The 19,138-nt window shown below is 69.9% G+C and carries 19 protein-coding genes; 11 read left to right on the top strand and 8 right to left on the bottom strand.

Translation table 11 applies throughout. The features are described from left to right. The first annotated feature begins 78 nt into the window (after window positions 1-78). Entirely contained in the window at window positions 79-399 is a 321-nt protein-coding gene (locus tag HG543_RS37235) for a hypothetical protein (protein WP_169349677.1), read from the top strand. Between the two features lie 7 nt (window positions 400-406). Here the strand turns inward: HG543_RS37235 and HG543_RS37230 are convergent, their stop codons facing one another. Together HG543_RS37230 and HG543_RS37225 are read right to left on the bottom strand one after the other, a co-directional pair. Next, window positions 407-970, bottom strand: a complete 564-nt coding sequence (locus HG543_RS37230) for a Uma2 family endonuclease (protein WP_169349676.1) — start codon at window positions 968-970, stop codon at window positions 407-409. A gap of 148 nt (window positions 971-1,118) precedes the next feature. Continuing rightward, window positions 1,119-1,865: an SDR family oxidoreductase gene (locus HG543_RS37225; RefSeq protein ID WP_169349675.1), complete on the bottom strand. Its 747-nt coding sequence runs from the start codon at window positions 1,863-1,865 to the stop codon at window positions 1,119-1,121. A gap of 500 nt (window positions 1,866-2,365) precedes the next feature. On the opposite strand from HG543_RS37225, the gene HG543_RS37220 reads away from it, so the two are divergent. Genes HG543_RS37220 through HG543_RS37210 form a run of 3 tightly spaced genes read left to right on the top strand, consistent with a single transcriptional unit; the run spans window position 2,366 to window position 7,985 of the window. Continuing rightward, entirely contained in the window at window positions 2,366-4,042 is a 1,677-nt protein-coding gene (locus HG543_RS37220; RefSeq protein ID WP_169349674.1) for a right-handed parallel beta-helix repeat-containing protein, read from the top strand. A gap of 57 nt (window positions 4,043-4,099) precedes the next feature. Continuing rightward, window positions 4,100-6,079: a PAS domain S-box protein gene (locus HG543_RS37215; protein ID WP_171818496.1), complete on the top strand. Its 1,980-nt coding sequence runs from the start codon at window positions 4,100-4,102 to the stop codon at window positions 6,077-6,079. Beyond that, a complete protein-coding gene (locus HG543_RS37210; protein WP_169349673.1) occupies window positions 6,069-7,985 on the top strand; it encodes an ATP-binding protein in 1,917 nt (638 codons plus the stop codon). Before HG543_RS37215 ends, HG543_RS37210 begins: the two co-directional genes overlap by 11 nt. A gap of 605 nt (window positions 7,986-8,590) precedes the next feature. On the opposite strand, the gene HG543_RS37205 is transcribed toward HG543_RS37210, so the two are convergent. The 4 genes from HG543_RS37205 to HG543_RS37190 all read right to left on the bottom strand — a co-directional run bounded on the left by HG543_RS37205 (window position 8,591) and on the right by HG543_RS37190 (window position 12,583). Beyond that, complete coding sequence (locus HG543_RS37205; protein ID WP_169349672.1) at window positions 8,591-9,409, bottom strand: isocitrate lyase/PEP mutase family protein; 819 nt, start codon at window positions 9,407-9,409, stop codon at window positions 8,591-8,593. Window positions 9,410-9,485: 76 nt separating this feature from the next. After that, the gene (gene ogt, locus HG543_RS37200) at window positions 9,486-10,034 is read right to left on the bottom strand and encodes a methylated-DNA--[protein]-cysteine S-methyltransferase (RefSeq protein ID WP_169349671.1); all 549 of its coding nucleotides are present in this window, start codon (window positions 10,032-10,034) and stop codon (window positions 9,486-9,488) included. Between the two features lie 71 nt (window positions 10,035-10,105). Beyond that, window positions 10,106-11,620, bottom strand: coding sequence for a DNA-3-methyladenine glycosylase 2 family protein (locus tag HG543_RS37195; protein WP_169349670.1), 1,515 nt, complete (start codon window positions 11,618-11,620; stop codon window positions 10,106-10,108). Between the two features lie 75 nt (window positions 11,621-11,695). After that, window positions 11,696-12,583, bottom strand: coding sequence for a GspE/PulE/PilB domain-containing protein (locus HG543_RS37190; RefSeq protein ID WP_169349669.1), 888 nt, complete (start codon window positions 12,581-12,583; stop codon window positions 11,696-11,698). Window positions 12,584-12,908: 325 nt separating this feature from the next. On the opposite strand from HG543_RS37190, the gene HG543_RS37185 reads away from it, so the two are divergent. From HG543_RS37185 to HG543_RS37170, 4 genes are all read left to right on the top strand, one after another. Beyond that, complete coding sequence (locus HG543_RS37185; RefSeq protein WP_169349668.1) at window positions 12,909-13,646, top strand: MotA/TolQ/ExbB proton channel family protein; 738 nt, start codon at window positions 12,909-12,911, stop codon at window positions 13,644-13,646. 119 nt (window positions 13,647-13,765) lie between these two features. Continuing rightward, on the top strand, window positions 13,766-14,251 hold the full coding sequence (locus tag HG543_RS37180; RefSeq protein ID WP_169349667.1) for an ExbD/TolR family protein: 486 nt from the start codon (window positions 13,766-13,768) through the stop codon (window positions 14,249-14,251). 24 nt (window positions 14,252-14,275) lie between these two features. Continuing rightward, window positions 14,276-14,860 carry an ExbD/TolR family protein gene (locus tag HG543_RS37175; RefSeq protein ID WP_169349666.1) on the top strand — a complete coding sequence of 195 codons (585 nt, stop codon included), beginning with the start codon at window positions 14,276-14,278 and terminating at the stop codon, window positions 14,858-14,860. An 88-nt stretch (window positions 14,861-14,948) separates the two neighbouring features. After that, the gene (locus HG543_RS37170; protein WP_169349665.1) at window positions 14,949-15,605 is read left to right on the top strand and encodes an HAD family hydrolase; all 657 of its coding nucleotides are present in this window, start codon (window positions 14,949-14,951) and stop codon (window positions 15,603-15,605) included. 375 nt (window positions 15,606-15,980) lie between these two features. Here the strand turns inward: HG543_RS37170 and HG543_RS37165 are convergent, their stop codons facing one another. Continuing rightward, window positions 15,981-16,778 carry a helix-turn-helix transcriptional regulator gene (locus tag HG543_RS37165; protein ID WP_169349664.1) on the bottom strand — a complete coding sequence of 266 codons (798 nt, stop codon included), beginning with the start codon at window positions 16,776-16,778 and terminating at the stop codon, window positions 15,981-15,983. Window positions 16,779-16,995: 217 nt separating this feature from the next. Here HG543_RS37165 and HG543_RS37160 point away from each other — a divergent pair, with 217 nt between their 5' ends. Together HG543_RS37160 and HG543_RS37155 are read left to right on the top strand one after the other, a co-directional pair. Then, window positions 16,996-17,610 carry a putative glycolipid-binding domain-containing protein gene (locus tag HG543_RS37160; RefSeq protein WP_169349663.1) on the top strand — a complete coding sequence of 205 codons (615 nt, stop codon included), beginning with the start codon at window positions 16,996-16,998 and terminating at the stop codon, window positions 17,608-17,610. A gap of 30 nt (window positions 17,611-17,640) precedes the next feature. Continuing rightward, entirely contained in the window at window positions 17,641-18,192 is a 552-nt protein-coding gene (locus tag HG543_RS37155; protein WP_169349662.1) for a hypothetical protein, read from the top strand. 49 nt (window positions 18,193-18,241) lie between these two features. Here the strand turns inward: HG543_RS37155 and HG543_RS37150 are convergent, their stop codons facing one another. After that, window positions 18,242-18,463 carry a DUF5683 domain-containing protein gene (locus HG543_RS37150; RefSeq protein WP_169349661.1) on the bottom strand — a complete coding sequence of 74 codons (222 nt, stop codon included), beginning with the start codon at window positions 18,461-18,463 and terminating at the stop codon, window positions 18,242-18,244. A 247-nt stretch (window positions 18,464-18,710) separates the two neighbouring features. Between HG543_RS37150 and HG543_RS37145 the strand changes: the two genes are divergently transcribed. Further along, window positions 18,711-19,138: MASE1 domain-containing protein (locus tag HG543_RS37145; RefSeq protein WP_211194411.1), on the top strand; the 428-nt coding region annotated here is incomplete at its 3' end.

Here is a 19,138-nt window from a genome sequence, read left to right as displayed (position 1 = left end):
GCGCAACGGACCCTGTTGACGGGGAGTGGAAGGCGGGCGGCTTGCGACGTTGGCGGGGCTCGGGGAGCATCCGCCGCCATGGCAAACATGGTCATCGCCGTGTACCGGCCCCGCGAGGGCCACGAGGCGCGGTTGTTGGAGGTGGTCCGGGAGCATGTTCCGGCGCTGAGGAGGCTCGGGCTTGCCACGGCGCGCCCGCCGGTGGTGCTGCGGGCGAAGGATGGCTCGCTCCTGGAAATCTTCGAGTGGGTGTCCGCCGAGGCGGTGGAGAAGGCCCATCATCATCCGGAGGTGCAGAAGCTCTGGGCGCGTTTCGAGGAGGTGTGCGAGTGGACGCCGCTCGGCGCGCTGGAGGAGGCGAAGGTGCCCTTCTCGCACTTCGACCTGGTGGAGTTCTGAAGGAGCGTCACCACTCCCAGAGCGGTGCCAGCTTGAGGGCGAGGGCCTCGAAGGGCTCGGCGTGGACCACGGCATTGCCCGTGTGCACGCCGAGCTTCAACCAGTCGCCACCTTGCAGCCGGTAGACCTCCAGCGTCTGGCTGCGCGGGTCGATGAACCACAGGTGGTTCACGCCCTCGCGCGCGTACACACCCATCTTCCGGTTCCGGTCCAGCATCTCCGTGGAAGGGGAGAGCACCTCGCAGACCCAGTCAGGGGCGAGTCGAAAATTCGCCGTCATCGGCAGTTCGGGCAGGCGCTCGCGGCGCCACCCGGCGAGGTCGGGGACGAGCACATCGGGCCGGGGGCCTACACGCAGCTCGGGCTTGGCCAGGATGATCCACCCGCCCAAGCCCTCGGTGCCCAGGTCGAACGGACCCAGGAGGGCCAGCAGCCGCGAGCCCGCGCGCATGTGAGGCAGCGCGGGCCTCGGGCTCACGTACAGCTCGCCGTCGATGATTTCCCCGACGACGTTCTCGGGCAGGCGCTCCAGTGCCTCGTAGACATCCTCCGGCCCTGGTTTGTCGCTCATGCCCCCAGGATGCGGCCCCGCCACGGTCCTCGCAACCTGCTCCTCCCCCGCCACATGGATGTCTTCGCTCATGTGTCGAGCATGCACCAGACCTCTGACATCCTGTGTGCGCCGCGAGATGTGACGGGTTGGTCGAGGATTCCCGAACTCAGCCCCGCTTCACGGGCAGCGGCCCGAAGGACTGCGACACCGGCATCAGGGACATGATGTTGATGTTCACGTGCGCCGGGCGCGTCGTCACCCAGTGCACCGCGTCCGCGATGTCCTCGGGCGTCAGCGGCTGGGTGTTGGCGTAGACGGACGCGGCGCGTGTGTCATCGCCGCGGAAGCGGACGTTGGAGAACTCGGTGCCGCCCACCAGTCCGGGCTCGATGTCCGTCACGCGCACCGCCGTGCCGTGCAGGTCCGCGCGCAGGTTGAGGCTGAACTGGCGCAGGAAGGCCTTGGTGGCGCCGTACACGTTGCCGCCAGGGTAGGGGTACTCGGCCGCCACCGAGCCCATGTTGACGATGTGGCCCCGGTTGCGCGCCACCATGCCGGGCAGCACCGCGTGCGTGCAGTACAGGAGCCCTTTCACGTTGGTGTCCACCATCACGTCCCAGTCCTCCAGACGCGACGACTGCGCCGGGTCCAGCCCCAGCGCCAGGCCCGCGTTGTTGACCAGCACGTCCACCTCGGCGAACTCCGCCGGCAGCGAGTGCACGGCGCGCTCCACCGCCTCGCGGTCCGTGATGTCGAGCGTCACGGGAAGCAGCCGCTCCCCCAGCTCCGCCCGCATCGCCTCCAGCCGCTCCGTCCGCCGCCCGGTGGCGATGACGCGCGCGCCGTCCTGGATGTAGCGGCGGGTGATGGCCAGGCCGAACCCGGCGGTGGCTCCGGTGATGAGCACGTTCATGTGGTTGCCCTCGAAGTCGAACTCTGGGGCGCTACATCGCACGGGCCGGCGGGCGACGCACGGGAACAGCATATCCGGGCGGCGCGACGACTCGTCACGAGTCCGCGTCAGCGACAATGCGCCTCGTGGGCCGCTGGCCGTCGCGAGCCGGCTGGGAGCGCCCCACGCCGGGCACGCCGTCCGCGCGCCCACGTCCGCCCGCTCCCGCTCGGACCGGCCTGCTCCCAGCGTGAAAAACCACGGTCGAATCTCGGGAATATCTCCGCCTTCACACGCCCACATGTGCTCGCGATTCCGCGAATGCATCCGCCGTCTCGCATCAGCGTTGCTACTTCGCCCCGTTTGCAAGCACGCGGAATCGCGTTTCCCGGCTCCTCCCCCAGCGGCCCGGCAGGCATGGGTTGCCGCGGTGAGCGGGAATGAACAGCGCGGCGCTCCGGATTGGCGGCCGTCCCCGCGAGCGCCTTCAGCGCTGCGACCCACACAAGGAGTCTCACAGGATGCGCCACCGGTCACCGCTGAAGACGGCCCTCTGTTCCTCCGCCGTCCTGCTCTCGTTGCTGGGCTGCAATGGCAAGGGAGAGCTCACGCAGGACAACGGTGCGCGGACTCCGGACGAGTCGCCTTCGACGGGCACCCCTTCGCTTCCCGTGCCTGGCTTCCCCAACCCCTCCGGCGGCGAGACGCCCACCTCGCCGGAGCAGCCCGAGCCGACGCCGACCCCGCAGCAGCCGGCCGAGCCCACCCCGACGCCCACGCCGACCCCCACGCCGACTCCGACGCCGACGCCCACTCCGCCCCCGGCGCCGCAGTTCTCCCGCATCCTCTGGGTGGCCCCCAGCGGCAGTGACAGCGCGGCGGGCACGGAGAAGGCGCCGCTGCGCACGGTGACGCGGGCGCTGTCCCTGCTCAAGCCGGGCGAGGCCGTGTACCTCAAGACGGGCACGTACACCGAGCGCCTCGACCTGGAGGAGAAGGGCGGCTCGGAGGCGTCGCCGCTCACGCTGAAGGCCGCGCCTGGCGCCACCCCGGTGTTGAAGCCCACGGGCAGCGGTACGACGCTGGTGGACGTGGAGGGCGCGTACTGGCGCATCGAGGGGCTCACGTTCGATCTGGCGGGTGACGACTCCTTCGCGGTGTTCTTCCGCGGCGTGGGCTCGCACCATGGCGTGGTGCGCGGCTGCACTGCGAAGAACGGCACCGCGGGCGCGGGCATCAACGTGTCCGAGAAGGCCAGCGACATCCTCATCGAGAACAACGTCATCTCGAACTTCAACCGCAACGGGGACGACAGCCACGGCGTCATCGTCCAGACGACGTCGCGCAACGTGGTGGTCCGCGGCAACGACATCCACCACAACTCCGGGGATGGCGTGCAGTGCATTGGCCCCGAGGGCGGCGCCACCGCGTCCGGCACCCCCTTCGACAACCTCCTGGTGGAGGACAACGAGCTGCACGAGAACCGGGAGAACGGCGTGGACGTGAAGACGTGCACGCGCGTCACCCTGCGCGGCAACATCATCTGGGGCCACAAGACGTCGTCCACCTCGCGTGGCGAGGGCGTGGTGGTGCACCTGTCCGCGAAGGACGTCACCGTGGAGGACAACGTCTTCTACAACAACGGCCGCGCCATCAGCGTCGGTGGGGTGCGCGTCAACGGGCCGCCCACCAACATCATCGTCCGCCGCAACCTCATCCGCGACGCCCTGGGCGGCGGCGAGGAGGGCAGCGGCATCCGCGTGGACACCTCCACCAACGTGAAGGTGCAGCACAACACCGTGTGGAACGTGCCCGGCCCCTGCATCGTCTTCGGCCACGGCGACACCGGGAACAGCGCCCAGCTCGACGTGCGCAACAACGTCTTCGCTGGCTGCGGCGTGGCGGTGCGCGGCGGCCCCTACCGCACCGGCGCCGTGGTGGACGCCAACCTCTACTTCGACACCGGCGGGTCGGCCGTCTTCCGCCTGGACGGCGCGGACATGGACTTCGCGGACTGGAAGGCGGGCAGCGGCCTGGACCGTCGCTCGCTGGAGAAGTCGCCCGGCTTCCTCAACATCGACACCGGGGACTTCCGCCTCGGAGCCTCCTCGCCCGCCCGCAACGCCGGGCTGGCGGTGGGGCTGAGCCACTGTGGGACGGCGCCGGACCTGGGGGCCTTCGAGTCGGACTGCCCCTGAAGCCCCCAGTACGTGTAGAGTGGGGGTCCCCTGCCCCTCAAGGACCCCACCTCCCACGTGTCGTCCTCGCTGGAATTCGCTCTCGGCATCACCCTGGTGCCACCCGATTCGGTCGCGCGCGAGCCGCTGGCAGCCTCGGCCGCGCGTGCCGGTTTGCGGGTGGTGGACGGCCTGGAAGAGGCGTCCCTCGCCCTGGTGGACCTGACCCAACCCGCCGGCGGCCCCGCTCTGCGGGCCCTGCTCGACAGCCCCCGCGCCGCCAGTCTCACCCTGGTGGTGCTGGTGGAGCCGGGCGAGACGGGCTTCACCACCGCCGAGGCCCTCAAGCCCGCGGACATCCTCACCCTCCCGGTGGCCACCCATGAGCTGGCGTGGCGGCTGCGGCGCGCCGCCGCGCGGCACCGGGAGCGCGAGGAGCAGGCCCGCAGCCAGGAGGACCTGTCGCTCCTGTTGGAGCTGACGGCGGAGTACGCGGAGACCTCCGACGTGGAGGCGCTCCTGCACGGCGTCACCCGCCGGCTGGCGGAGAAGCTGGACATCGCCCGCGCCACGCTGGTGATGCTCGGCCGCAACGCCGACGAGGGCATCATCGTCGCCGCCAGCGACGACCCGGCCCTCAAGGACCTGCGCATCGAGCTGTCGCGCTACCCGGAAATCCGCGAGGTGATGCGCACCGGCAAGCCGGTGGTGATGCAGGAGGCCTCCACGCACCCGCTGCTGGGCGACGTGGAGCGCCGGGCGGTGGCCGCGCGGGGCATCCACGCCATCGCCGCGCTGCCCCTGCCCATCCGCGGGCAGGTGCGCGGCGTGCTGCTGGTGCGCGCGGCTGGCACGCGGCGCACCTTCACCACGCGGGAGATCGACTTCCTCACCACCGTGGCGCACGCCACCGCGGTGGCGCTGCGCAACGCGTCCGTGCTCCAGTCCGTGCGCGGCCAGACGGAGGCCGAGAAGACGGCCCGCCTCGCCGCCGAGGAGCAGGCCGCCTCCTTCAAGCCCTACCAGCTCTTCTTCGCGCACGTCAGCGAGGGCGTGGCCATCCTCGACGACAAGGCCTGCGTGCTGTCGCTCAACCCGTCGGGCGCGGCCATGCTGGATCTGCCCGCCCCGGACGCGCGCGGCCGCCATCTGCACCAGGTCACCCAGCCGGTGGATGAGAATGTGCTGATGGAGCTGGTGACGACGGCCTCCCACGGCGAGGCCCGCTCCGGCGTGGACGTGGAGGTGTGCACCGCCGCCGGCCGCCGCCTCACGCTGTCCATGTCCGCCGCGCCCATGCGCGACGAGGACGCCGCCACCATCCTCTCCTTCCGGGACGTCACCGACGCGCGCAAGCTGGAGTACGAGCTGCGCCAGACGAAGGACTTCCTGGAGCGGCTCATCGACTCGTCGGTGGACGCCATCATCGCGGCGGACCTGAAGGGCCGCATCATCCTCTTCAACAAGGGCGCCGAGGCCCTGTGCGGCTACACCGCGCAGGAGGCGCTCGGCGGCCTCTCCGTCCACCAGCTCTACCCGCCCGGCGTCGCCAAGCGCATCATGGCGATGCTGCGCGGCCCGGAGCATGGCGGCAAGGGCCGGCTGTCCCTCACCCGCGAGGAGCTGATGCACCGCTCCGGCGAGCGGGTGCCGGTGAGCATGACGGCCTCGCTCGTCTACGAGGGCGGCCGCGAGGTGTTCAGCGTGGGCATCTTCACGGACCTGCGCGCGCGCATGCAGCTGGAGCGCAAGCTGTCGGACGTGGAGACGCGGCTGGAGGAGAGCGAGAAGAGCGCGGTCATCGTCGCGCTCGCCGGCACCGCCGCGCACGAGCTGAACCAGCCGCTCACCTCGGTGATGGGCTACGCGGAGCTGCTCAAGCGCAGACTCAAGGAGGAGGACTTCGCCTGGAAGCCGGTGGACATCATCTACCGGGAGGCGGAGCGCATGGCGGAGATCGTCCGGAAGATTGGGAAGATCACCCGCTACGAGACGAAGTCGTACATGGGGGCGCAACAGATTCTCGACCTGGACAAGGCCACCTCCCATGAAGACTGAGCCCCGAGTCGTGCGCATTCCCGGCGGCCCCTCGGCCGAGTCCTTCGAGGCCTTCTTCGAGGCGCTCGACGTGCCCGCGGCCGTGTGCGACCCCGGCCTGCGGCTGCTGTCCGTCAACGAGGCCTTCCGCCGCTTCTGCGCGGACCACCACGCGACGGTGGAGGACGTGGCACGGGAGCTGGCCGGCGCCAGCGTGCCCGCGGACGGGGCGAGCTGCGACGTGGAGCTCCTGTCCCACCTGTCCGGCGTGGTGCTGACGCTGTCGCGCCGGGGTGACGTGGTGGCGGTGCGCGCGCGCAACGAGCCGGACCTGGCGCGCAACCGGCTGGTGATGGCGGAGCGGGCCCTGCTGGAGCAGGCGCGCACGGAGAGCGTGCTGCTCGATTTGGGCCGCAGCGTGGCCGAGGCGGGCGGTGAGGAGGAACTGGTCGCGGCGGTGGCCCGCGGGGTGAAGGAGCTGTTCCCCGGGCGCTCCTTCTGCATCCGGATTACCGATGCGCGCACCGGCGGGCTCACGTCCCTGTACGCGGAAGGCCGGCTGAAGGAGGGCTCTCACGAGCCGCTGGCGCTGCTCCAGCGCGCGGTGGACAAGACGAACCTGTCCAGGTCTTCGCTGCCCCCGGGCCGCGTGGTGGTGATGGCCGAGGTGCCGCTGCTGTTCCACGGCAGCACCCGTGGGGTGAGCGCGCCGCTGGTGGCCAGCGGGCAGCTCTTCGGCGCCGTCAACATGGAGTACCCGGAGGGCTTCGACGCGGACGTGCAGCACGACGAGCGCGTCCTGTTGCAGCTCGCCAACCAGGTGGCGGTGGCGGTGAAGAACGCGAAGCTCATCGACGAGCTGACGTTCGTCCGCAAGTACCTGGAGGACCTGCTGGAGAAGGCCAACGCGCTCATCCTGGTGGCCAGCCGGGACAAGCAGGTGGTGGTCTTCAACCAGGCGCTCAGCGCGCTCACCGGCTTCCGCAAGGAGGACGTGCTGGGCAAGGACCTGTTCTGGCTCGTGCCGGAGAGCGAGCACCTGCGGCTGTCGCAGGTCATCGCCGCCGCCATGCGCGGTGAGTCGGTGAACAGCTTCGAGACGCGGCTGCTCTCCCGCGACGGCGGCGAGGTGCGCGTGTCCTTCGCCACCTCCTCCATGCTCACCCAGCACGGTGAGGTCGAGGGCGTCATCGCCATCGGCCAGGACATCACCGTGGTGAAGGAGCTGGAGAAGCGCATCATCCACGCGGAGAAGCTGGCCTCCATCGGCCAGCTCGCGGCGAGCGTGGTGCACGAAATCAACAACCCGATGACGGCGGTGGCCACGTACGCGGACGCGCTCCTGCAGCGCTCGCGGCTGACGCCCGGGGCCAACCCGGCGGACCAGGAGAAGCTGAAGAAGATTCTGGAGAGCAGCCACCGCATCCTGCGCTTCACGCGCGATTTGGTGAGCTACGCGCGGCCGGCGCAGGACAAGCCGGAGCGGGTGCAGCTCAACGCGGTGGTGGACATGGCGGTGGGCTTCTGCGAGCACGTGGTGTCGCAGGCGCGCGTCAGCGTGCACCGGGAGTACTCGGAGCTGCCGCCGCTGTCCGGCGTGCGGGCGAACCTGGTGCAGGTGTTCGTCAACCTCATCACCAATGCCTGCCATGCGATGCAGCCGGGCGGCTCGGTGTTCCTGAGCACGGGGCGCGACGGGCAGGACGCGGTGGTGACGGTGCGGGACACGGGGACGGGCATCGACCCCAAGCACCTGCAGCGCATCTTCGAGCCCTTCTTCACCACCAAGCCGGAAGGGAAGGGCACCGGCCTGGGACTGTCCATCTGCCAGGGCATCGTGGAGAACCACGGCGGACGGCTCACGGTGGAGAGCAGCATGGGCGTGGGCACCACTTTTATCGTGAGGCTGCCGCTGGCGGCGGGGTGAGAGGACATCGCCTCACCAAAGACTCACGGATTGTTTGTCTGACATGGACAGCCTCTGATTCGTTGAGTAGTTGGCATTCCCCGCAGTCCTGAACAGGGCCGAGGGCCGCTGCCCCTGGCCTGACATGGAGCGGTGGAATGCCTTCGTTACGAGTGATGAGTCGTTTGATGGTCCTGGTGGCCGCGCTGTGCACTGTCTTCGCGGCGGGCAGGGCGGAGGCCTGCTCACCCACGGAGCTGTGCGGGCCGCCGGGGGGCGTGGAGGCCTGCCCGGGTACCAACTACGAATGCGAGCAGGGTTATGGCCCGGGCCCCGTGTGGTGCCGAAGTGACCTCGACCTCTACGCTTGCAGGGCAAGTGCGACCAGCAGGATTTGCTGCTGGGCAGACCAGTACTGCTCCATGATTCCCTACACTTCCGGTGACGGTGTCTGGGCTCAGTGCACGAGTGCCTGTTATTACGGGTCCACTCCCTGCGGAAGGGTGTGCTGCCCGAGTGACAAGACCTGCGTGGACCCCGAGACGAGCCAGTGTGCGTCCGAGGCCGAATTGCAGGCGGCCGACGCGGCCAGCACCCAGAAGTAGCTCGGGCTTCGTCTCTCGTGCTCAGCGCGCCGTCATGAGCGCGTTGAGCTCGGGATAGGGCAGCGCACCATCCTTCAGCGGGGCGGCGGCTCCTTCTCTCAAGAAAGCCCGGGCCAGCGAAGCCGCCCGGCCGAACACCGCTTCGGAGATGGATGAGCCCGCGCTCAGGCGCCGGACGCCCAGCGCCTGGAGTTCCGAGAGCGAAGGCAGGTTGGGGCGCGCCATGACGTTCACCGGCAGCTTCGTCCCCGAGACAATCGCGCGAATCTCCGACGCTTCCACCACGCCCGGGACGAAGAGTCCGTCGGCTCCCGCGGCGCGGTAGCGTTCGCCGCGCGCCAGCGCCTCTTGCACCTGCTGGCCCTTGGGAGCGAGCCCGCGCAGGTAGACGTCCGTGCGAGCGTTCACGAACACGTCCACGCCGAGCCGCGCGCCGGTCCGCTTCACCTGTTCAATCTTCGCGCAGAGCAGGTCCGGAGTCCCCGAGCCGTCCTCGATGTTGATGCCCACCGCGCCCGCGTCGAGCACCGTGGCGACGGCTTCGCCCACGGCGGCGGGGTCATCCGAGTAGCCGCCCTCCATGTCCACGGTGAGCGGCACGCGAATCACCCGGGTGATGCCCGCCACCGTCGCGGCCATCAGCTGCACGGGCAGATGATTCCCGTCCGCGTACCCGTGAGCCCAGGCCACGCCCGCGCTGGTCGTGGCCACGGCCTTCGAGCCCAGGCTCTCCATCAACCGGGCGCTGCCGGGGTCCCAGGCATTGGTGAGGAGCAGCAGCCCCTCGGTGTGCAGTCGGCGGAACTCCTGGGCGTGACTCGTGGCGTGTGGCGACGTCATGGGGACTCCTCGGGGTGAGCGAAATCCATCGGCCATGCGAGCGCATGACCGGTCAGGGAAGATGTTGGGAGTGTCTCTAACAGCCGAGTCGTAGGCGCGACTGGGTTTCGTCATGGCCTTCGTGTGTCAGCAGCCAGCGCTTGCGCTCGATGCCACCGCCATAGCCGGTGAGCGCGCCATTGGAGCCCACCACGCGGTGGCAGGGCACGACGATGCCCACGGGATTCGCCCCATTGGCGAGCCCCACCGCGCGCACGGCGGCGGGACGGCCGATGCGCCGCGCCAGCTCCGAGTACGACACCGTCACCCCGCAGGGGATGTCACGCAGCGCCGCCCAGACGGTGCGCTGGAACGGGGTACCACCTGTCTCGACCGGCAGGCCGGTGATGACGCCGAGGTCTCCCGCGAAGTAGGCGCTCATCGCCTTCGTGAGACCGCCGGGGTTCCGTTCCGGCTCCAGCGTGAAGCCTTGCTCCCCGTAGTGCAGTCGGAGCAGGCGCAGCAGCCGTGCCTCGTGGTCGGTCCAGTCGATGGCGCGCAGCCGTCCTTCACGGTCCGCGACGATGACCAGCTCGCCAATGGGCGTGTCCGTACGGTCGATGCGCAGCGGAAGCGGCTCAGGCATGACGAACCTTCCGTGCTCGCGGGCGCGGGTCCAAGCCCATGGCCCTGAGGTGAATGCGTAGCGAGAGGGGCTCAGCCATGACGGGCCTCCCGTGCGCGCGAGCTCGTCTCCGCGTCCGCGGCCCACAGATGCTGCGCGGCGTAGGCCCGCCAGGGCCGCCAGGGCTCCGCGCGCTGGAGCAGGTCCGCGGGCGTGGGCCGCTCCCCCGCGTCATTCGCCGCGCCCCGGAGCAGGGCGAGGTCGCTGGCCGGAAACGCATCCGTCTCCCGCAGGGCGCGCAGCGCGATGTACTGCGCGGTCCACTCGCCCACGCCACGGATGGAGCGCAGCCGCGCGATGGCCTCCTCCACCGTGCCGAAGGGCTGGAAGAGCCGAGGGGCCGCGAGCGCCGCGTCCGCCAGCGCCTTCAACGACGCCCGCCGCGCCGAGGGCATTCCGAGCGCATCGAGGTCGGCCGCGGCGACGCGCTCGGGAGTGGGGAACACCCGGCACAGCTCCGCCTGGGCGCTGGCCCCGTCCGGCAGGGGCTCGCCACAGAGCGCCACCAGCCGTCCCGCGAGCTGCCGCGCCGCGACCACTGTGACCTGCTGCCCGAGGATGGCGCGCACCGCCAGCTCGAAGCCGTCCCATCCCCCCGGCGCGCGGAGGCCCGGACGCCGTGCCAGCAGCGGCGCCAGGAACGGGTCTCTCGACAGGTGCGCCCCAATCGTCCCGATGTCGGCGCCCACGTCGAACACCCGGCGCACACGGGCCAGGATGGCCGGCAGGGCGCGCACGGAAGGGAAGCGGACCGTCACGGCGATGCTGTCACGTGCCGGCTCGTGGTGGACCTCGACCGTGCCCATCTCCCCATCCTGGGACACGGTGCGCAGGTACCGTCCGTCCGCGACGCGCTCGACGCCGTCGATGGCCCGGGCCTCCAGATAGGCGAGCATCGCCGGCCAGTCATACGGCGGCTGGTAGCGCAGCCGGAGCGTCACGCCGGCCGCCGAGACGGAGCCCGACGGCAGGTCCGTCCACCCCTTCCGGCGCAGCGCGCTCGGGGGGCGCTGGTACAGGTCGTGGAATGTCTCGTTGAAGCGCCGGACGCTGCCGAAGCCGGCGGCGAGCGCCACCTCCGCCATGGGCATCCGCGTCTCCTGGATGAGCTGCTTCGCGAAGAGCACGCGCCGCGTCTGGGCCACCGCGATGGGCGAGGCCCCGAGGTGCTGCTTGAACAGCCGGCGGAGCTGCCGGCCGCCCACGCCCAGCCGCTCCGCCAGCGCGTCCACCCCCGCCTCGCCCCCATCCAGCCCTCCGTCCGAGATGATGGCCAGCGCGCGGGACACGGTGTTGGACGTGCCCCGCCACGAGGCCAGGTCCGGCGCCGTCTCGGGGCGGCAGCGCAGGCAGGGCCGGAAGCCCGCCTCCTGCGCGGCGGCGGCCGAGGCGTAGAAGCGGCAGTTCTTGAAGCTCGCGGTGCGCGCCGGGCAGATGGGGCGGCAGTAGATGCCCGTCGACGTCACGCCGACGAACAGCCGTCCGTCGAACCGGGCATCGCGAGTCTGCAGGGCGCGGTAGCACGCCTCGTGGTCGAGCAGGTCCATGCGCGGACACTTCTCATGTCCCGCCGGAGTGCTCTCGCGGTTTTCGGACATGGACACCCCCCGTCCGTTTCCGGCTCAGCGCTCGCCCTCGTCGTCCAGCTCGCGGGTGAACTCCTCCTTCGACAGCAGGCCCTTGCGCGCCATGATTCGCATCAGCGCCCAGAACTTGCGCTCCAGCTCCTCCACGCGGTCCGGGTCCTCGCGCGCCTGCCCGAAGAGGTAGTCCAGGTCGTCCAGCACGCCGCCGCCCGAGGCCGGCTTGGGCTTCGCGGCCGCCTGCTCGCGCCGCTGCTTGCGCTGCTCCTCGCGGGCGCGGATCAGCTCCGCCAGGGACGTGCGCTGGGTGGTCTCCCCGGGCGGCAGCTCCTCGCCGACGATGACCTCCTCGTCGTCGTCCTGGGGAGGCGGCGCGGGCTTCGCCGCCGGGGGCGGGGGCCTGGCGGGCGCGGCCGGAGCCTTCGCCGCCAGGGGGCGGGCCGCCGGAGCCGGAGCCGTCACCGCCGCGTTGGCCACCGTCACCGGCACCTTGTGGTAGTAGCGCAGAATCGCGCTGCGCACCGAGGACAGGGCCGCCACGCGCGGGCTGACCTTGAGGCCGGTGGTGAACTCGATTTCCTCCACCGCCGTCACGTTGAGCGGATCGCTCATCGCCACCACGAGCTGCCGCCGTCCCCCCGTGCTCTCCAGGGCGAAGGGGAACAACTCGTGCTGCTCGCAGAAACGCGCCCGCAGCATGTGGACCGCGGCCCACTCCGGCGTCACCGCCGACAGATCCACCTGGGGCAGCCCCAGCGCCTGACTCAGCGCCCCCGCGAGCGTCGCCTCCGTAATCGCGCCCTGCGCGACGAGCGTGGCTCCCAGCCGCTGTCCCGACTTGCGGTGCGCCGCCAGGCCCGCCTCGAGCTGCGCGACGCTGATCGCACGCTGTTCCAGCAGCAGCTCGCCAATGCGCTTCCTTGCCATGGCGGCGCCCTTAACACGCGTTTTCCAGGCCAGGAAGCGGGCGCCGTGTCACATCCGGAGGACTTTGGGAATAGGCCCCAAAGTGCTTGCCCTGCTGCTGGGGGAACCACCTGACAAGGGGTTCTCCGCCGCAAAATTCCTGTGAGATTTCAGCACTTAACGAGATTGGGCGTGCCTTGACACCCCTCTCCTGCATTCCTAAAGTCGGCACCACCGTTATCAACATCCATTCCTGCTGCCCATCTGGGTGGAACTTCCGCCCGGGGGGCGGCAGGCTGGAAGGCCCGCAGAGCCGGGCCAAGCCGCCTAGTGGAGGCATCACGCGATGAACCTGGGGTTTCTGACGAATCTGACCGTACTCGCCAACGCCGGCGGCCCGCAGCGAGGCTTCTTCGAAGAACTCGCCATGCGCTGGGAGGCAGGTCAGTGGGGTATGTACCCCATCGCGGTCTGCCTGGTGATCGCGCTCTCCATCATGGTGGAGCGCGGCATCGTGCTGTTCGGCAAGGCGTCCATCAACAAGGAAGCCTTCCTGCGCGGCCTGAAGAAGCACATCTACGCCGGTGACCTGGACAAGGCCATCAACTACGTGTCGGGCCAGAAGGCCACGCCGCTCACCAACGTCATCAAGGCCGGCCTGATGAACGTTCCCAAGGGCAACGACGAGGTCCAGGCCGCTCTCGACGAGGCCAGCCTCCGCGAGACGCCGAAGCTCGAGGCCCGCACCGGCTACCTCGCCATGCTCGGCAACGCGGCGATGCTCGCCGGTCTGCTCGGTACGGTGTCCGGTCTGATTTCCTGCTTCGAGGCCGTGGCGAACGTGAACCCGGCCGACAAGGCGACCATTCTCGCCAACGGTATTTCCGAAGCCATGAACTGCACGGGCTTCGGGCTCGTGACGGCGATTCCCGCGCTGGTGGCCTTCTCCGTGCTCATGGGCCGCACCCAGTCGCTCATCAACGACATCAACGAGACCAGCGTCTCCGTGCTCAACCTCATCGTGGCCAACAAGGACAAGTTCAAGAACATGAACGTCCCCTCGTCGGCCCACGCCGAGGAGTAGCCGTCAGGGAACCTGGTGCCCGGGCGCGTTGTCCTGTCCCCGCGAAGGGGACGCGAGGCGCGCCCACTTTTTTGATTCCACCGGCTCTTCATTGAGCCCGGCCGAAGGAGGAGAACGCCATGGCCGGCGGAATGGACACAGGTCAAGGCGGCAAGGGCAAGAAGTCGCTCGACGTCGCCATCAACCTGACCGCGTTTATCGACCTGATGGCGGTGACCATCAGCTTTCTCATCATGACGGCGGTCTGGACGCAGATCGGCCGGCTCCAGGTTGCCCAGGCGGGAGGCCCCGCCATGGACCAGGAGCAGCAGGAGGAGCAGACCAAGACGGTCCAGCTCAACCTGTTGATCACTCCCACGGAGCTGCGGCTCTCGGCGGACCAGAGCACGTTCGACCCGATTCCCCTCGCCAAGGACGCGAAGGGCAAGACGGACCTGTCCAAGCTGGTGGCGCGCTTCAAGGAGCTGAAGGCGCAGATTCCGGACCAGCAGGCCATCACCCTTCAGCCCGAGGACAAGGTCCGTTACGAGGACCTGGTCCGTATCATCGACGAGTGCATCGGCGCCGGGCTTCCCCAGGTGTCGGTGTCCGCCGCGATGGGCTAGCCGCACACGGAGCAATCACACGTCATGGCCATTCAGGTCCCAGGCAAGCGGTACGGTAAGCGTCTCCAGCACTCCAAGGTGTTCGGGCACGGCGGCGGACATGGGAAGAAGAGCGGCTACGCCGACCTCCTCATCACTCCGCTCGTCGACATGTTCGTCATCATCGTGCTCTTCCTCATCGCGAACTTCTCCGCGACGGGCGAGGTGCTGATGATGACCAAGGACATCGAGCTTCCCGAGGCGGCCAACGTCAAGGAAGTGGAGATGCACCCCGTCGTCATGGTGTCCAACGACCAGGTCAGCGTGTCGGGCACCATCGTCGGGCGCGTGGAGGATTTGACGAAGGACGAGTACCTCAACATTCCCGCGCTGGAGGAGAAGCTGCGGGACATGAAGAAGCAGTACGAGGACCTCCACGCGATGGCCAAGGATGACGCCAACGGCTTCAAGGGCGACATCAACATCCAGGCCCACAAGGACGTGGAGTACGCCATCATCAAGCGGGTGATGTTCAGCTGCGCCACGGCCGGCTACAACAACATCAACTTCGCGGTGCTCACCATCGCCGGTGACGCGGCCGCGGGCCCCACGGCCCAGGTCACTCACTGAGCGACTCGAAGTCGCGGGCCTGAAAAGCCCCGGACGCCTCGGCCTTCCCGGCCGGGGCGTTTTCGTTTTTCCGTGGAGACCTCATCCCATGCCGCTTCGTGCCGTTGTCTTCGACCTCGATGGGACGCTGGTGAACTCGCTCGGGGACATCGCGGACGCGATGAACCACGCGCTGGCGCACCATGGCCTGCCCGTCCACCCGGAGTCCGCCTACCTGCGCTTCGTCGGTGAGGGCGTGAAGGAGCTGGTGCGCAAGGCGGTGCCGGCCGGGCGCGAGGACCTCCACGCGGCGGTGCTGGAGACGTACCGCGCGCACTACGACGTGCACCTGTTCGACCGGACGGCGCCCTATCCGGGCGTCACCGGGATGCTGGCGGCGCTGGCGGGAGACGGGGTGCGGCTGGCGGTGCTGAGCAACAAGTCGGACGGCTTCGTGAAGCGGCTGGTGGCGCGGCTGCTGCCGGACGTGCCCTTCAGCGGGGTGTACGGCGAGCGGCCGGGCGTGCCGCGCAAGCCGGACCCCACGGCGGCCCTGGGGATTGCCGCGGAGCTGGGCGTGGCTCCCGCGTCGTGCGGCTTCGTGGGCGACACGGCCGTGGACATGGAGACGGCGCGCGCGGCGGGCATGTACGGCGTGGGCGTCACCTGGGGTTTCCGGAGTGAAGAGCTGCACGCGCACGGGGCCCGCGCGGTGGCCACCACCGCCGACGAGCTGCTGGCGGCGCTGCGAATCGCGAGGCCGTGAGCGGGGCCCCTGCCGGAATGGATGTTCCATTCCACTCGGGGGCCACCGCTGCCTCGGGGAGCGCGGCCGCTGCTGGAATGGACGTTCGATTCCACTCGGGGGCCACCGCTGCCTCGGGGAGCGCGGCCGCTGCTGGAATGGACGTTCCATTCCACTCGGGGGCCACCGCTGCCTCGGAGCGCGCGGCAGCTGCCGGAATGGACGTTCCATTCCCTGCGGCGACCACCGCTGCCTCGGGGCGTGAGGCCCCTGCCGGAATGGACGTTCCATTCCGCAGGGGCCACCACTGACGAGCTGAGGGCAGTGCCTCGCACCGCGCGACGGTGAGCCGGGGCGCGTAGGCTCGCCTGGGGCGGAGCCGGGTTCGCGCTCCGCTCAGGCGCTCCGGGGCATATGCCCCTTTCGCGTGGCGCCCGGTGTCCGCCCGTAGCGGCGCATGAAGGCATTGCCCAGATGGCCCTGGTTGGCGAAGCCGGCCTCCAGCGCCACCTCGGCCAGCGGCAGCCGTGTGTCCAGCACGAGGGCGAGCGCGTGCCGCAGCCGGACCTCCTGCTGGTGCTGGTGGATGCTGGTGCCCATCACCCGGCGGAACACCCGGCACGCGTGGAAGGCGGACACGCCCACGTTCCGCGCCAGCGCCTCCACCGTGACGCGCTCGTCGAAGCGGAGCGCCAACTCGTGGGCGATGGCGCCGGCAATCTCCCGCTCGCGCGCGTTCGGCGTGTGCTCCCGCAGTGACGGCTCGGCGGGAGCCACCGTCAGGCACAGCGCCTCCTCCACCTGCACGCGCTCCACGGGCTCTCGGCGGGCCACCCGGGCCAGCACGGCCTGAAGGTGCATGTACGCCTCCGCGCTGACGGAGAAGGTCGCCGCGTCCGGGTCCATCCACTGGCGCACCCACGGACCGCGAACAGAGAGGCAGGCGTCGCCACCGCCGTGGGGATGGCTGATTTCACAGGGCTGACGCGGGCGCATCCGCAGGCCCACGCCGGGGCCCACCACCGCGCGGGTCCTCGCGTCGCGGAACTGGAAGCGGCCGTGGAGCGCGAGCACGAGCCGCTCGCCCTCCGCGCACTCCTCCTGGAGGCGAGGGCCGTCATGCCCGTCGCAGGTCACCCGGGCGAGCTGGAGGTCCTGGTCGCTGAACACGAGCGAGGCGTGCAGGCGAGGCATGGGCCCCACCATGTCGCGGCCCGGTGGGACGGACAAGGGCGGCGAACGTGTGGTCCGCAACGGCCGGAGCAAGGACGTGTAAGACGGCCCCCGCGTCCCCGCCTACCGTGCGCATCCACGGTGGCGGCGAACCGATGGAGCTTCCTACTCCTCCCGCGAGGACGCTCTTCCTGACTTCTCCGCGGCTCGTTCTCTTCCTCTCGCAAGGACGACGCTCATGACTTCTGTGCGGAACGACACGGCTTCAGGTGGGGCTCCCGACGCGCGGTGCCTTCGCGCCCTCGTCTGGCGGCGGATGGACCCGCCGGGGACGGAGTACTTCGAGCTTCGCGAGTCCGCTGACGGCTGGGAGCTGGCCGGCTCGGTCGTGCTCGCCGACGAGGGCGTCCCGTGCGCGGCGGACTACACCATCCACTGTGACGCCCGGTGGGCGACGCGCGAGGCACGCATCCGCCTGCGACGCGAGGGCGTGGAGCAGTCGCTCTCCCTCCGGGTGGATGCGCAGCGGCGCTGGTGGCGCGGCGACGAGGAGGTGCCCCAGTTCCGGGGGTGCACCGACATCGACCTGGCCTTCACGCCCTCCACGAACACGCTGCCCATCCGCCGGCTCGCGCTGGACGTGGGGAAGGGGAGCGACGTGACGGCCGCGTGGGTCCGCATGCCGGACCTGTCGCTCGTCACCTTGCCGCAGCGATACACGCGCCTGACGCAGTCCCGCTACCGCTACGAGAGCAATGGCGGAAGCTTCGTGGCCGAGGTGGAGACGGATGAGCTCGGCCTCGTCCTGACGTATCCGCCCGGCTGGGAGCGCGTCGCCAGCACCGGGCGCTGAGCCTCCACCCCTCAACCCCGAGGTCGTCTCATGTCGAGTCACGAATCCCCGCTCCTCCAGGAGCGGGCGCTGGAACTGCTGCGCTCGAAGGGGCCGCTCCCCGCGCACGCCGACGGACTGGCGCTGTTCGGCCGCTTCGTCGGCGCCTGGGACGCGGAGGTGGTCTTCTACGCGGAGGACGGGACGGAGGTCTTCCGTCAGCCCGGAGAGTGGTCCTTCTCGTGGGCGCTCGACGGACGGTGCATCCAGGACGTGCTCATCTACCCGAACGCGGAGGCCCACCTGAGCGCCGCGGTGGGCGAGCGGCGCATCGGCACGACGCTGCGCCACTTCGACCCGAAGACGGGCCACTGGCGCGTCGTGTGGCTCGGCGCGACCACCGGGTTTCTCGCCGTGCTCACCGGCAGGGCCGTGGGCGAGGACATCCACATCGAGGGCCCCGACCCGGAGGGCCACCTCCTGCGGTGGATGTTCACCGAGGTGTCCCGGGACTCCTTCGTGTGGAAGGGCTTCCTCTCCAAGGACGGCGGCGCCACCTGGCGCAGGACGCAGGAGATGGCCTGCCGCCGTCGCGTGGGCTGAAGCGCGAGGGCGCGGGGCCGGCCCTCCGAGGAAGGCCGGCCCCACGTCGCTAGACAACCCTGACGCGATACTTCTCTTTGTCCTCCGCCCGGTTGTAGGCCGTGGCGGCGGCGATGATGTGACACACCCAGCCGAGGCACCCGCCGGAGCCAATCCAGAAGCCCGGCGTGATGATGAGCCAGAAGACTCCACGGAGGATGTCCCCGTTGTAGATCTGGCCCACACCGGGGATCAGGAACGACAGCAGGGCGGCGATTCCGGGACGCGACATCGTTTGAGTTCAACCTCCTTGCTCATCCCTACGGAGGTGGAACGGACCCATTGCATTGCCGTCATATTGGCTCCTGGACGCTTGCCCCCCTGGCGGCCGGACGGCGCGTGCATTGTTCAGGCGGACCCGGTTAGCATGGCAGCCATAGGTCGCCGCCGCGTCGCCGAGGTGGGACCTGGGGGGAAGGGTCATCTTCGGGCTGCTCCGAGTCTGGGCTCGTGCGTTAACGGGCAGGCATCTCCTACAGATGCTGGCGCTGGCACTCGTGTATCTCGCGGCGGGCAGGCTGGGCCTGTCCCTGTCCACCGTGGGAGGGAATGTCAGTCCCATGTGGCCTCCCAGCGGGATTGCGCTGGCGGCACTGGTGCTGCTGGGACCGTCCATCTGGCCCGGGGTCCTCCTGGGTGCGTGGGTGACGACCACGTCCACGGGTGCTCCCTTGTGGGTGAGCTTCGGTACCGCCACCGGCACCACCCTGGCGGCGGGGCTGGGCGCGCTGCTGCTGCGGCGGCTGGGGTTCGACCACCGGCTGGAGCGCATCCGGGACGTCGTCCTGCTGTGCGCGGGGGCGGGCGCCCTGGGCGCCATCATCAGTTCGTCGGTGGGGGCGCTGTGCCTGGTGCTCGGGGACGTGCTGCCCTGGCGGGAGCTGGGCCGGGCCAGCTGGGTGTGGTG

The sequence above is a fragment of the Pyxidicoccus fallax genome, from assembly GCF_012933655.1.
Lineage (GTDB): Bacteria > Myxococcota > Myxococcia > Myxococcales > Myxococcaceae > Myxococcus > Myxococcus fallax.
The sequence above is the reverse complement of the archived record's forward strand: the minus strand, read 5'-3'. Positions and strand labels throughout refer to the sequence as shown.

Bases quoted from the DNA above. Each gene is read 5' to 3' on its own strand.
- HG543_RS37235 (WP_169349677.1), top strand. From the start codon at position 79: ATGGCAAACATGGTCATCGCCGTGTACCGGCCCCGCGAGGGCCACGAG.
- HG543_RS37230 (WP_169349676.1), bottom strand. From the start codon at position 970: ATGAGCGACAAACCAGGGCCGGAGGATGTCTACGAGGCACTGGAGCGC.
- HG543_RS37225 (WP_169349675.1), bottom strand. From the start codon at position 1,865: ATGAACGTGCTCATCACCGGAGCCACCGCCGGGTTCGGCCTGGCCATC.
- HG543_RS37220 (WP_169349674.1), top strand. From the start codon at position 2,366: ATGCGCCACCGGTCACCGCTGAAGACGGCCCTCTGTTCCTCCGCCGTC.
- HG543_RS37210 (WP_169349673.1), top strand. From the start codon at position 6,069: ATGAAGACTGAGCCCCGAGTCGTGCGCATTCCCGGCGGCCCCTCGGCC.
- HG543_RS37205 (WP_169349672.1), bottom strand. From the start codon at position 9,409: ATGACGTCGCCACACGCCACGAGTCACGCCCAGGAGTTCCGCCGACTG.
- ogt (WP_169349671.1), bottom strand. From the start codon at position 10,034: ATGCCTGAGCCGCTTCCGCTGCGCATCGACCGTACGGACACGCCCATT.
- HG543_RS37195 (WP_169349670.1), bottom strand. From the start codon at position 11,620: ATGGACCTGCTCGACCACGAGGCGTGCTACCGCGCCCTGCAGACTCGC.
- HG543_RS37190 (WP_169349669.1), bottom strand. From the start codon at position 12,583: ATGGCAAGGAAGCGCATTGGCGAGCTGCTGCTGGAACAGCGTGCGATC.
- HG543_RS37185 (WP_169349668.1), top strand. From the start codon at position 12,909: ATGAACCTGGGGTTTCTGACGAATCTGACCGTACTCGCCAACGCCGGC.
- HG543_RS37180 (WP_169349667.1), top strand. From the start codon at position 13,766: ATGGCCGGCGGAATGGACACAGGTCAAGGCGGCAAGGGCAAGAAGTCG.
- HG543_RS37175 (WP_169349666.1), top strand. From the start codon at position 14,276: ATGGCCATTCAGGTCCCAGGCAAGCGGTACGGTAAGCGTCTCCAGCAC.
- HG543_RS37170 (WP_169349665.1), top strand. From the start codon at position 14,949: ATGCCGCTTCGTGCCGTTGTCTTCGACCTCGATGGGACGCTGGTGAAC.
- HG543_RS37165 (WP_169349664.1), bottom strand. From the start codon at position 16,778: ATGCCTCGCCTGCACGCCTCGCTCGTGTTCAGCGACCAGGACCTCCAG.
- HG543_RS37160 (WP_169349663.1), top strand. From the start codon at position 16,996: ATGACTTCTGTGCGGAACGACACGGCTTCAGGTGGGGCTCCCGACGCG.
- HG543_RS37155 (WP_169349662.1), top strand. From the start codon at position 17,641: ATGTCGAGTCACGAATCCCCGCTCCTCCAGGAGCGGGCGCTGGAACTG.
- HG543_RS37150 (WP_169349661.1), bottom strand. From the start codon at position 18,463: ATGTCGCGTCCCGGAATCGCCGCCCTGCTGTCGTTCCTGATCCCCGGT.